General features: G+C 58.5%; 9 protein-coding genes and 1 tRNA gene. 6 read left to right on the top strand and 4 right to left on the bottom strand.

Annotation, left to right across the window (positions count from 1 at the left end):
• Window positions 1–112: 112 nt before the first annotated feature.
• Together H7H48_RS10540 and H7H48_RS10535 are read left to right on the top strand one after the other, a co-directional pair.
• A complete protein-coding gene (locus H7H48_RS10540; protein WP_229449008.1) occupies window positions 113–1,570 on the top strand; it encodes a TrkH family potassium uptake protein in 1,458 nt (485 codons plus the stop codon).
• An 85-nt stretch (window positions 1,571–1,655) separates the two neighbouring features.
• Window positions 1,656–2,837, top strand: a complete 1,182-nt coding sequence (locus H7H48_RS10535) for an alpha/beta hydrolase (protein WP_229449007.1) — start codon at window positions 1,656–1,658, stop codon at window positions 2,835–2,837.
• 9 nt (window positions 2,838–2,846) lie between these two features.
• On the opposite strand, the gene ade is transcribed toward H7H48_RS10535, so the two are convergent.
• Window positions 2,847–4,664 (bottom strand): adenine deaminase, encoded by a 1,818-nt coding sequence (gene ade, locus H7H48_RS10530; protein WP_229449006.1) that lies wholly within the window; start codon window positions 4,662–4,664, stop codon window positions 2,847–2,849.
• Between the two features lie 72 nt (window positions 4,665–4,736).
• The gene (locus H7H48_RS10525) at window positions 4,737–5,294 is read right to left on the bottom strand and encodes a TetR/AcrR family transcriptional regulator (protein ID WP_229449005.1); all 558 of its coding nucleotides are present in this window, start codon (window positions 5,292–5,294) and stop codon (window positions 4,737–4,739) included.
• A gap of 144 nt (window positions 5,295–5,438) precedes the next feature.
• On the opposite strand from H7H48_RS10525, the gene H7H48_RS10520 reads away from it, so the two are divergent.
• The 3 genes from H7H48_RS10520 to H7H48_RS10510 all read left to right on the top strand — a co-directional run bounded on the left by H7H48_RS10520 (window position 5,439) and on the right by H7H48_RS10510 (window position 10,868).
• Window positions 5,439–6,197, top strand: a complete 759-nt coding sequence (locus tag H7H48_RS10520) for an SDR family oxidoreductase (protein ID WP_229449004.1) — start codon at window positions 5,439–5,441, stop codon at window positions 6,195–6,197.
• A gap of 136 nt (window positions 6,198–6,333) precedes the next feature.
• The gene (gene recQ / locus H7H48_RS10515) at window positions 6,334–8,136 is read left to right on the top strand and encodes a DNA helicase RecQ (RefSeq protein ID WP_229449003.1); all 1,803 of its coding nucleotides are present in this window, start codon (window positions 6,334–6,336) and stop codon (window positions 8,134–8,136) included.
• Between the two features lie 251 nt (window positions 8,137–8,387).
• Window positions 8,388–10,868: an autotransporter outer membrane beta-barrel domain-containing protein gene (locus tag H7H48_RS10510; RefSeq protein WP_229449002.1), complete on the top strand. Its 2,481-nt coding sequence runs from the start codon at window positions 8,388–8,390 to the stop codon at window positions 10,866–10,868.
• 45 nt (window positions 10,869–10,913) lie between these two features.
• Here H7H48_RS10510 and H7H48_RS10505 read toward each other — a convergent pair.
• Together H7H48_RS10505 and wrbA are read right to left on the bottom strand one after the other, a co-directional pair.
• Window positions 10,914–10,998, bottom strand: a tRNA-Leu gene (locus H7H48_RS10505).
• Window positions 10,999–11,133: 135 nt separating this feature from the next.
• Entirely contained in the window at window positions 11,134–11,733 is a 600-nt protein-coding gene (wrbA, locus tag H7H48_RS10500; RefSeq protein ID WP_229449001.1) for an NAD(P)H:quinone oxidoreductase, read from the bottom strand.
• Between the two features lie 188 nt (window positions 11,734–11,921).
• Between wrbA and H7H48_RS10495 the strand changes: the two genes are divergently transcribed.
• The gene (locus H7H48_RS10495; RefSeq protein WP_229449000.1) at window positions 11,922–12,674 is read left to right on the top strand and encodes a competence/damage-inducible protein A; all 753 of its coding nucleotides are present in this window, start codon (window positions 11,922–11,924) and stop codon (window positions 12,672–12,674) included.
• Window positions 12,675–12,737: the final 63 nt, after the last annotated feature.

The raw sequence follows: 12,737 nt of genomic DNA, 5'->3' as shown, positions 1-12,737 counted from the left end.
TTGTGTCCTACGGGCTATTGCATATCGGGGCGCGGGACGCCACTCTCGCGCCAGGGAGGGGGACCGCTTCCCGAACAACAGACGCTTTGATGAGCAGCCTGAGGTTCAGTCCTTGCAGTATCTCGCCATACGCGCCGCACTCCACATCGCGGCGGTCTTTGCCATATACCTTTCGGCCGCCATGCTCATCCCGGCCGCCGTAGACCTTTACTATGGCAATGACGATTGGCAGGTGTTTGCCTTTTCCGCACTCTTCACCGGCGGGCTTGCCATTGGCGTGTCGCTTGCCACCCAAGGGCGCGCGCCTGCCATTTCCTCCCGTTTCGGCTTTCTCGTTGTCAACCTCTTGTGGATGACGGCCTGCATCGCCGGAGCCGTGCCGATGCTGGCCTCTTCGGTGGAATTCAGTGTGGCGGATGCATTTTTCGAATCCGTTTCAGGCGTCACCGCAACTGGCGCCACGGTTATCGTAGGTCTCGACAGTATGCCTCCCGGGCTGCTTATCTGGCGCTCCATACTACAATGGATCGGCGGCCTCGGTGTGATTGCGCTGGGGCTTTTCGTCCTTCCGTTCCTCAATGTGGGCGGCGTGTCGTATTTCCGGATCGAATCCTCCGATATCGAAGACCGGCCTTTCGACCGTTTCTCGACATTCGGGCTGGGCCTCATCAGCATCTACTCGCTGCTCACACTCGCCTGCGCCATTGCCTATGCGGCTGCGGGCATGCGGGCGTTTGATGCAGTAAATCACGCACTGACAACCATCGCGACGGCAGGCTTCTCCACCCACGATGCGTCCATGGGTTATTACGCCGACAATCCGGCGGTCCTTTGGATCAGCACCCTCTTCATGTTCATTTCGGCACTGCCCTTCTCAATCCTGATCCTCTTTGCCGTTCGCGGCAGACTTGATGCGCTGCGCGATCCTCAGATCCGCGTCTTCGCCGGTTATGTGATCGTGTTCGTCCTAGCCGTTGCCATCTATCTGCGTCTTGTCCACGACCACACGTTTTTCGATGCCCTCACCCATTCGGCCTTCAATTTCGTGTCGATTATCACCACCACAGGCTATGCCAGCGACGACTATTCCCAATGGGGAGCTTTTGCCGTGGCCGCTGCCTTCGTCGCCATGTTCCTCGGCGGCTGTTCCGGGTCGACCACCGGTGGAATCAAGGCCTATCGGTTCCTGATCCTGTTCAAGCTTCTGGCAAATGGCCTGCGCCGCTTCGTCTATCCAAACACGATCGTCACAGTGCGCTACGGCGACCGACCGGTGGATGACGATCTGCAACGCGCAGTCGTGCTGTTCATGTCGGCATTTCTTGTTATCTGGGCGGTCATCATCCTGCTGCTTGCCGCCACCGGGCTCGATTTCGTCACCGCCATTTCCGCCGCGCTGACCGGCCTCACCAATGTCGGCCCCGGTCTTGGACAGGTCGTTGGCCCCGCGGGCAGCTTTGCGCCGGTTCCCGATCTTGCCAAATGGATAATCGCCTTTGCCATGCTGATGGGACGGCTTGAAATATTGGCGGTTTTGGTCATCTTCACGCCGGTTTTCTGGGAAAGATAGGCTTCCAAGTGAAACCTCTTTCCTCCTAATGAGACCTGGGATCCGATATTTTTGATCCACAAAGCACGAGCAGGATTTTCGTCGCATGCCGTTCCGCAAATTCCCGAACCTGTTCGTCCTTCTGCTGCTCTTCCTGATCACGGGCTGTGCAAACCCGCACGCTTCCCGTCTGATAGCCGAAACGATTGCACCTGCACGCGCTGATCAGATTGCCGGAAATCATGGCATTTTCATCGCCACCAATCGAATGCCAACCGACAAGCCTGGCGAAATATTTGCCGGCGGGCGGGCACCCGAGCCAGCCTTTGCAAAGGTCGAGATCACCGTTCCCGCCGTGCATGAAACCGGAAAGATGGAGCTCGCTCCAAATCCCCGTATTGCCGACCCTGCCCGCTATTTTGCGGCTCACCGCGCAATACTCTTTCCCGGGGGAAGCGATTTCGAAAAAGCACTTAGAGACGACATCGCCGCCCACAATGGGCGCGCACTCGTCTTTATCCATGGATACAATACCGGCTTCGACGACGCGGTCTATCGCGCCGCGCAGATCTTTCACGATTCAGAATATGCCGGCACGCCGATTCTGTTTTCCTGGCCGTCTGCCGGCCGCACTATCGACTATGTCTATGACAGCAACAGTGCCACTTCAGCGCGCGACGCGCTTGAAGAGACCCTGCGCACGCTCGCCCGCGCCGGTGCTCGACGCATCGATGTTGTGGCCCATTCAATGGGCAGTTGGGTGACCATGGAGGCCTTGCGTCAGCTTGCCCTTTCAGGAGATCGCGATCTCGGGGGAAGGCTCGCCGACGTCATCCTCGCCTCTCCGGACATCGATATCGATGTGTTCAAGGGCCAGATGCGGCGCTACGGCGTGCCACAGCGGCCCTTTGCAGTCCTGACTTCCCAGAATGACAGAGCACTCACCCTCTCCGGCTTCATCGCCGGCAATCAGCCTCGGCTCGGTGATTATCGCAACGCAGAAGACCTGACGGCGCTGGGTGTGACGGTGATCGATGTCACAAATGTCTCGTCCGGAGACTGGCTAAACCACACCAAATTTGCCGAGAATCCGGTCCTCGTTCGCCTGCTCGGCGAGCGCTTGTCCAGCGAGGGAGAGCTGAACGAGGAGGATGAAGACGTGGTTATAGGCCAGATGGAGAGACTCGTGCGCGGCCTCGGACAGACGTTCGGCTCGGCCGCCGATATCGTCATCACCACGCCGCTCAACGTTATAGAGCTCGCGACCGGCCAAGGACGACGCCGGTGATCTGGTTTATCATAGAAACAAGTCGACCTTTCGGAAATTCGATACGTCGATGATACCTGCGTCGGAGATCCGAAGTTCCGGAATCACCACCAGGGCCAGAAGCGAATGCTGCATATAGGCATTGTTGAGCGTGCAGCCCATCTCTCGCATGGCTGCAGTCAGCTTCGCCGCCTTCCGCGCCACCACTTCCGCGCGCTCGTCCGACATCAGCCCGGCAATCGGCATCTCGACCAGCGCGAGCTCGCGCCCCTTCGAGAAAAGCACCACGCCGCCGCCGACTTCGCCCAGCCGGTTGGCGGCTTTCGCCATGTCCTCCTTGTTGGTCCCCACCACGATCATGTGATGTGAATCATGTGCAACCGTCGAGGCCATCGCACAGTCTTGCATATAGCCGAAGCCCGAAACAAAACCGTTCGTCACCTGCCCTGTGCCGCGATGCCGTTCCACCAGAGCAATCTGGCAGACATCATTGCGCCGATCCATGGCGACAACGCCGTCCTCGACATTGAGTTCTGCTTCGAGTGCCCGCGTTGGCGCCTGGTTCTCGATTACACCGATCACCCGCGCCCGCACATGCTTCGCGCCTTCCGGCGCCGCGATGTCGAAATCCTCTGCTGCAATCTCCTTGCCAAGCCGCACCGTGCTCTTCGCCTTCTCGGGGTAATCATAAACGGGAATATCTGCCTCGAGCCGACCACCCCGTGCGAGCCTCACACCCCGCGCGAACACCTCGTCAATGGCAAGTTCGGCCAGGTCCGACACGATGAGAAAATCGGCTCGCCGTCCCGGTGCGATGGAACCAAGCTCGCGTTCGAGATGAAAATGCTCGGCCGTGTTGATCGTCGCCATCTGGATCGCCGTAACCGGTTTCAGCCCCTGGGCGATCGCATGCCGCACCACTCGGTCCATATGCCCGTCATCGACCAGCGTTCCAGAGTGGCTGTCATCTGTGCACAGAATGAAATTGCGCGGGTCGAGCCCCTGTTCTGTCACCGCCTTGATCTGGCTTGCCACATCATACCAGGCTGAGCCCAACCGCAGCATGGCCTTCATGCCCTGCCTTACGCGTGCAATTGCATCCTCGGCGCGCGTGCCCTCATGGTCGTCCTCCGGCCCGCCGGCCACATAACCGTGAAACGGCAGACCAAGGTCCGGCGAGGCATAATGCCCGCCAACCGTCTTCCCAGCCTTCACAGTCGCAGCAATTGCCCCAATCATCGTCGCGTTGTTTGCAGCTACACCGGGGAAATTCATCACTTCGCCAAGCCCGATGATGTTTGGCCAGTTCATGGCTTCCGCCACATCCTCGGCCGTGATTTCGGCGCCGGCATTCTCCAGGCCCGGAGCGGAAGGCACACAGGATGGCATCTGCACGAAAACATTGATCGGCTGCGCCATGGCCTCGTCATGCATCAGCCGCACGCCGTCGAGGCCAAGAACATTGGCGATCTCATGGGGATCAACAAACATGGAGGTCGTCCCATGCGGTACCACGGCGCGGCAGAACTCCGTCACTGTCACCATGCCGCTCTCCACGTGCATATGCGCATCGCACAGTCCCGGCACGAGGTAGCGCCCAGTGGCGTCGACCACCTTGGTTGTCTCGCCTATGGCGTGGCTCGCATCAGGCCCGCAATAAGCAAAGCGCCCTGCCACAATGGCGATATCTGTCGCGGGAATCACTTCGCCCGAATGGACATTCACCCAGCGCCCGTTGCGCACTACCAGGTCAGCCGGGCGGCGCCCCATGGCCACATCCACCAGAAGCGGTGCAACCGTATGCCACGGTTTGAGTTCAGTGGACGGTAGGGGCTTGGTGTTGGGCATGGTATCCTCCTGATAGAGGACACACTTTGTCAAACCTGCGCGTTTCTCGCCAGCCTGTTTGGCAGCCGCCTCTCAGCGCGCGATGGTGTCCCACGCTGCAATGGCGCTATCGACGACCCGCTCGAGTTCGGCCGCTGTGGCCCCGTCTCGGGCGCGGATCGAAAGTCCGTGCATAACGGTTGCGTAAAATGCGGCTACGCTGCGGGGATTGGCGCTCTCCGGCACATCCCCGTCTGCAATCCCGCGTTCCACACGTCGACGGAAATCGTCCTCGCTGCCACGTCGGTTTTCAGCCAGGAACCGGCAAACCGGATTGTTCTCCGGCGCTCCTGCAAGGGCTGAAATGACGACCATGCAACCTCTCGGATTCTCTGGATTCGTGTAGCTGCGCGCATTGACGCGCAACGCCGTCTCGATGGCCGTCCGTGCTGTCCTCCCGTTTTGCAAGGCCTCACTGACTGGAGCCCCCTCTTCACGCTCATAGAGCTCTATTGCTTCACGAAAGAGAGCCTCCTTGCAGCCGAATGCCGCATAAAGGCTCGGCTTGTTGATGCCCATTGCTTCAGCCAGTTCACTCACCGAAGCACCTTCATATCCGCATGACCAGAACACCCGCATCGCCTGATGCAAGGCTTTGTTCCTGTCGAAAGCTCTAGGCCTGCCGCGTCCAGCCATTCTGAAAACCTTTTGTACCAAGCCGTAAATAATTTCCTTGACCCGATTTCTCAAGTCTGACTATTTTTATAACGATCGGTACATAAATAGGAGCTCACCATGACCCGAACGGAAAAGCACCAGGATTTGATTGGCAAGGCAGCGCTCGTAACAGGGGGTAGCCGCGGGATTGGAGCAGCCATCGCCCGGCGTCTTGCAGCGCGTGGCGCCGACGTTGCAATCACCTATGCTGCAAGCGCGACAAAGGCCGAAGACGTTGCGGCTGAGATAAATGCTGCCGGTCGTCGCGGCCTTGCCATCCAGGCCGACAGCGCCGACCACCATGCAATCACCACTGCGGTCAATACCGCTGCCGAAACCTTTGGCCGTCTCGATATTCTTGTGAACAACGCCGGTATTTTTCCTTATGGTCCACCGGAAGAGGTGACGATCGAAGAGCTCGACCGCACGATTGGCATCCACGTGAAAGGCGTTTTCGTCGCATCCCAGGCTGCACTTTCACATATGGGTGAAGGGGGGCGCATCATTTCGATAGGCTCCTGTTTCGCCCAGCGCGTTCCCCATGGCGGTGTTACGCTTTATTCCATGAGCAAGTCCGCTCTCATCGGCTTCACCAAAGGGCTGGCCCGCGATGTCGGCGCACGCGGCATTACGGTCAATGTGGTCGATCCCGGGTCAACGGATACCGACATGAATCCGGCTGATGGACCGGGAGCGGACGGGCAGCGCGCATTGAATGCGGTTGGTCGATACGGCGCGCCGGACGACATAGCTGCCATGGTCGCTCATCTCGCAAGCCCTCAGGGGCACTACATCACAGGCGCATCACTGGCCGTGGATGGCGGCAGCAACGCTTAAAAAGGTCTTTGCTGCCCACAAGTGCGCAAAAAAGCACGGTGCGGCGCTGCCGCACCTCACCCGCCTCCCCGGTCTGCAGCGCTGGGCGAAACCTGTTATGAGAGAATAATCACCCGATTCTCCCGACAGGCCTGCCGTGACCGCTGACCCGACGCACATCCTCAAGACCGTCTACGGATATGAGGCCTTTCGGGGTCGCCAGGCGGAAATCGTCAATCATGTGATCGCGGGCAACAACGCGTTCGTCCTGATGCCAACAGGTGGCGGCAAATCCCTTTGCTATCAAATTCCCGCACTTTGCCGCCCAGGCCTTGGCCTGATAGTTTCGCCCCTCATCGCGCTCATGGCCGATCAGGTCGCGGCATTGAAACAGGCAGGCGTACGGGCCGCTGCACTGAATTCCAATTTACCACTCGAAGCCCGACAGGCCATCTGGAAGGCGATAGGAAAAGGCGCTCTCGACCTTCTCTATGTTTCGCCCGAAACTCTCTTGAGACCGGCTGTCGTAGACCGGTTGAAGCAGGTTCCCCTGTCGCTCATTGCAATCGATGAAGCCCACTGCCTCTCCCAATGGGGTCACGATTTCCGCCCCCATTATCGCCAACTCGATGCGCTGGTGCAGGAATTCCCCGACACACCGCGCATGGCCTTGACGGCAACCGCTGACGCCCCCACCCGCGCGGAGATCATTGCACATCTGGGTATCGCCGAACGCGACAGTTTCATCGCTGGTTTCGACCGGCCCAATATACATTATGCCATTGAAGAAAAGGACAATCCGCGTCGGCAGCTCCAGCGGTTCCTTGAAAAGCACAGGGACGAGAGCGGCATCGTCTACTGCCTTTCCAAACGCAAAACCGACGAGACTGCCGCTTGGCTTCAGTCGGAAGGCTGGAACGCACTCGCCTATCATGCGGGTATGGACTGTGAGATGCGCGAAGCCAATCAGACACGCTTCCAGCGCGAAGAAGCCGTTGTCATGGTCGCCACGATCGCCTTCGGCATGGGCATCGACAAGCCCGATGTGCGTTTCGTTGCCCATCTCGATTTGCCTGGCAGCATTGAAGCCTATTATCAGGAGACGGGCCGTGCCGGCCGCGATGGCCTGCCATCGGAAGCCCTGATGCTTTACGGTTTCGACGACATTGCTCTGCGCCGTCGTTTCATCGAGGAGTCCGAAGCTCCCGATCCACGCAAACGAATGGAAATGCAGAAGCTCGACACTCTGCTAGGGCTTGCGGAAACGGCTCAATGCCGCCGTCAGGTTCTGCTGAACTATTTCGGTGACCACTGCGAGCCCTGCGGCAATTGCGATACCTGCGCCAACCCGCCGGAGCGTTTCGACGGCTCCATCGCTGTGCAAAAGGCGCTCTCCTGCATCTACCGCACAGGCGAACGCTTCGGTCAGGCCTACATCGTATCCGTGCTGCTCGGTGCGGAAGATGAGCGCATAGCCCGCTTCGGTCATGATCAGATCTCCACCTACGGCATCGGCAAGGAACACGATCAGCGCACCTGGCGCTCCATCCTTCGCCAGATGGTCGCTCATGGTTTCGTCGATGTGGATTTCAGCGGCCATGGCGGACTTTCCATTTCAGAACGAGGCGCGCAATTCCTGCGGGATAAACCAAAGCTGATGCTGCGTGTTCCTCGGCCCGCAGCTAAGGGCAGAAGCCGCCGTGCTTCAGGAAGCGATGCTGCCAGCGCGCTCGCTCCCGCCGATGCCGAATTGTTCAAAGCCTTGCGCGAAAAGCGCATTGAGATCGCCCGAGCACAAAACCTGCCGCCTTATGTGATCTTCCACGACCGCACCCTGATCGAAATGGCTGCCGTTCGTCCGACCTCCCGAAAGGCAATGGCGGGGATTTCCGGCATTGGTGATGCCAAGCTCGAGCGCTACGGCGAAGCCTTTCTGGATGTGATCGTCAGTCATGGTTGAACCGAAGACTGCGAATGGAAATGCAAGGCGCAAAAAAATCCAGCCGTAGAGTAATTGTAAGCCGAGTTAGGTCTCGTTAATCTTTGTAAATTAACGGTATCTAAGATTCGGCAAGCAAAGGGCAGCTTGGTAGAACTGCAATAGATCATCACCACGCACTCAAAAACGGCACTTCTAGAGTCCTGATATTCCGAAGGAGCGCCGACCAGAACAAAAAGCTGCGTCGTGATGCCAGTGGTTTGAGGGGGCACATGCACTATCGCACGTTCAATGGTCGATTAACCGCAATCTTGTTGTCGGGCAGCGCATTGGGAGGTTTCTTGGCTTGGCCGGTTTCCAACGCCCAGGCCGCCTGTACTCTCGTCCCAACAGCCGGCAACGACGTGTTCGTCTGTGACAGCGGAACGCACACGGGCGATGTTCTGGACCTTTCCGGCGACAACACGCTGACACTGCCTGCTGGCGGCACCGGCGTCATTAATGGCAATGTCACTTTTGGTCCTGACGTCGATACGGTCGAAGTCCATTCAGGTGAGATCAACGGGCAGTTGCAGCAAGGCGACGGCATCGATGATTTCAGGATGACTGGCGGCCAAATCGACAGCCTGAACCAGGGCGGACATTTCGATACGTTCTTCATGTCGGGAGGTCACATCGTCAACTACTTTGACGATGGCGACGAAGCGGTCATGACCGGTGGGCGCATCGGTCGTGTCGATATGAAACTCGCCAATAACATTTTCGATATGTCTGGCGGCACGATTGACGGCAATCTGGTGGCCGGGTTCGGGCACGACACGATCATCCTGTCCGGAGGCTCCATCGGTGGCAACATCAGCGTCAGCGGAGGCACGGACCGCGTCACAATCACTGGCGGTTCTGTAGGCGGGGATGTCCGGTTGAGCGTGGGATCCGATACGCTTCTTTGGGATGGCGGCGGAAGCATCGGTGGAAATGTGGATATGGGCGGCGACGACGATACCGCCACGCTTCGCAACCTGAACGAAACCAATCTCGCCGGAATGAGCGGGTTTTTCGGCGGCCTTGGCACAGACGATCTGACCCTAGAAGGCGTGGTAACTGGCAGCCCCGATCGTTTCCAGACACTTGAAACCATCAATGTAAACGCAGCATCCGCGCTGACCTTCGCGGGCGGTGAAACACTCACGCTCGGCGACAGTGGGACGGGCACCGGCACCGTGAACATCGATGCAACCAGCACTCTGTTCGGCGGCTCTGCAAATGGCGGCATCAATGCGTTCGGCGCCGGCCAGCGCGCAATTGTGCGCAATGCCGGCACCATCGATCTGACCAATGGTGGGAACAGTGCCTCTGATACTTTCACGATCACAGGCGATTACGTCGGAGATGGTGGAAACCTCTCTTTGAACACGGTGCTGGGAGACGACGCCTCGCCTTCAGACAAGCTTGTGATTGCTGAGGGGACCGCTACCGGTTCCACCGGTATTTCAATCGTGAACGCAGGCGGCAGTGGTGGCGCCACGGTTCAGGATGGGATCATGGTTGTGGAAGCAACCGGAAGCGGCACGACTGCAGCCGGAGCTTTCTCCCTCAACGACCGCGTCGCGGTCGGAGCCTTCGAATATCAGCTTTATAGAGGCGGTGTTTCCGCCGGGACGCAGGAGAACTGGTATCTGCGTTCGACTGTCGTCAACCCATCGACCCCCTCGCCCTCTGTGCCGGAGCCTGCTCCGGGGCCGGTCACACCGCCGCCCACCCCAGGCGCGTCCCTGGTGACCGGCGAAACGGTACCGCTTTACCGTCCGGAGGTTGCAACCTATTCCGCCGTTCCTCCCGTTCTTCAGCATTTGGCCGCATCCACGCTTGGCACGTTTCATGAAAGGCGTGGAGCACAACCTTTTCTCCAGAATGGTGACGCGGTTTTGCCCGCGAGCTGGAGCAGGCTCTTCGGCCAATCGGTCGAGAGCAAATGGGAGGGCACCGTTGCCCAGGGTTTTGACGGGAACTTGTTTGGCTTCCAGATCGGCCAGGACCTGATTGGTCGCGAAAGCGACGATGGGCACATTGATCGTGCGGGTATTTTCATCAGTCACGCCCGCATGAACGGTGACATTACAGGCCAGGCCATTGGCTGGAATGATCTGGCAGTTGGCGAACTCGATGTCCATGGCACCAGCGTGGGCGGCTACTGGACGCATGTTGCGCCCAATGGGTGGTATGTGGATGGCGTTTTGCTCGGCACCTGGTTTGGTGGAGAGACACGCTCCGACGCCGGCGAAGCCATTGATGTGGATGGTTCCGGTATCGCGGCCTCTGTAGAGGCAGGCTACCCCATTGTCGTGCACGATCGCTGGAGCCTGGAACCGCAGGCCCAGTTGATCTGGCAACACCTTTCCCTCGACGACCAGAACGACCGTTTTTCGACGGTCACATTCGATACAGACAACGTCTTAACCGGGCGGCTGGGAATGCGTCTGGAAGGAGATTTTCAGGCCGAGGGTGGTCGCAGCCTAAAACCCTATCTCAAGGCCAATCTCTGGCACACATTCTCGTCAGATCACATCCTGCGTTTCGGCGGGGATCCGGTTGCAACCGAGCTCGAAGGCACCTCACTGGAGTTGGGTGCAGGGCTTGTCGCGAACCTCACCAAGCAGGTCGGGCTTTTTGCAACTGCCGATTACACCACAAACATCGGTGGCGAGAAGAAGCAAATATTCGAGGGGAATCTCGGCCTGAGCATCACTTGGTAAAACAGCGCTTGCGGTTTCGCCAAAACCCACCGTCAGCTGGATTGTTGGTGCGGACGGCGGGGGTCGAACCCGCAAGCCCGAAGGCGGCAAATTTTAAGTCTGCTGCGTCTACCAGTTTCGCCACGTCCGCACACGTCAACGACTAGCGGTAGAAACCCTGCTGATCAAGCGGGATACGCATGTTCTTCAAAGAATACGCTTGTTCATAAACACAAAGGGAGGGACCACGCATGGCGCCCCTCCCCGCAGTGAGCCAAACCTTCTCTCAGGCTGCCAGCTTCGCAGTAATCTCGGCCAGCCGTTTGCCTTGAAACTTCGCGCCTTCGAGCTCTTGATCGGAAGGCATTCGAGAGCCGTCACCATTCGTGGTGGTGGTCATGCCGTAGGGCGCGCCACCGCGAACCGTGTCGTTGCCCATCTGGTCCTGATAGGCATAAGAGAGCGGCACAATCAGCATCCCGTGATGCTGAAGAGCGAGCTGCGTGGAAGCCAGCGCCATCTCGGCGCCACCATGCTGCGTCGCGGTGGAAGACATGACAGTCGCAGGCTTGTCGATCAGTTTGCCTTCGGCCCAAAGGGGGCCGGTCTGATCCAGGAAGTTCTTGATCTGCGAAGCCATCATGCCATAGCGCGTCGAAATGCCGAATATGAAACCGTCATAATCAGCAAGCTCCAGAGGTTCAGCGAACGGTGCTTCCTGATCGAGCTTGTAGTGCGCCTTCTTTGCCACCTCTTCCGGCACCAGCTCGGGCACGCGCTTGATGGTCACGTCGGCACCGGCCTCCCGCGCACCGTCGGCCGCGGCCTGGGCCATGGCTTCCATATGCCCCCAGCTCGAATAGTAAAGAACCAGAATTTTGGTCATTGTCTGCTCCGCTTTGCTGCAAATTCGGTTTCGGTCGCCAACCACGACCCTGCGATGCCAACGGATGTAACCCTTGTCTGGTTCACTAAAAACCGCACCAAAGCCGACACACTGTTCACCGTTTCAAACCCATTGCCCTGGCTTGGGCACAGGTCTATCTCTTCTTTCGACAACAGGGATCCTGGAGAATGAACGAGCTTGTAACGGCGGCAATGGTGGTCATCGGTGACGAAATCCTGTCAGGGCGAACCAAAGACAGGAACATCGGCCACCTGGCGGATATGCTGACAGCAGTCGGCATAGATCTGAAGGAGGTCCGGATCGTCTCGGATGACGAGGCGGCCATCGTCGAAGCGGTGAATGCGCTGCGCGCCCGGAATACCTATGTGTTCACCACCGGCGGCATTGGTCCGACTCATGACGATATCACTGCAGATTCCATCGCACGTGCTTTCGACCGGCCGTGCGGTTATGACGAAAAGGCTTATCGTCTTCTTGAAGATCACTACGCCCGTCGCGGAATAGAGTTTTCTCAGGCTCGCAAGCGCATGGCACGCATGCCTGACGGCGCAGAGCACATCGACAACCCGATTTCGGTCGCGCCCGGTTTCCGCGTTGAAAATGTTTATGTGATGGCGGGCGTTCCGGCCATTTTTCAGGCCATGCTCGACAATGTGATACCCACATTGAAGACAGGCGCAAAGCTCATCTCCGAGACTGTGCCCTCCCCGTTGCCCGAGGGCGCAATCGGTGGCCCGTTGGGTGAAATCCAGGCCGCGCATCCTGAAACCATCATCGGCTCCTATCCAAAATATCAGGACGGCACCTTCTGGACAGAAATCGTCGTTCGTTCTCGCTCAACAGCAGCACTCACAGCCGCCGTGGATGCAATCCGCGGCATGCTCGCGTCCATTCCGGACAGGCAGGTGGTAAAAGGTTGATCTGGCGCAAAACTTTCTGCCCGGGAAAGCGTTAAGAATAGAGAAGGCACTTCATCGCAGCTC

Source organism: Nitratireductor sp. B36, from assembly GCF_020833685.1.
Taxonomy (GTDB): domain Bacteria; phylum Pseudomonadota; class Alphaproteobacteria; order Rhizobiales; family Rhizobiaceae; genus Nitratireductor.
The sequence above is the reverse complement of the archived record's forward strand: the minus strand, read 5'-3'. Positions and strand labels throughout refer to the sequence as shown.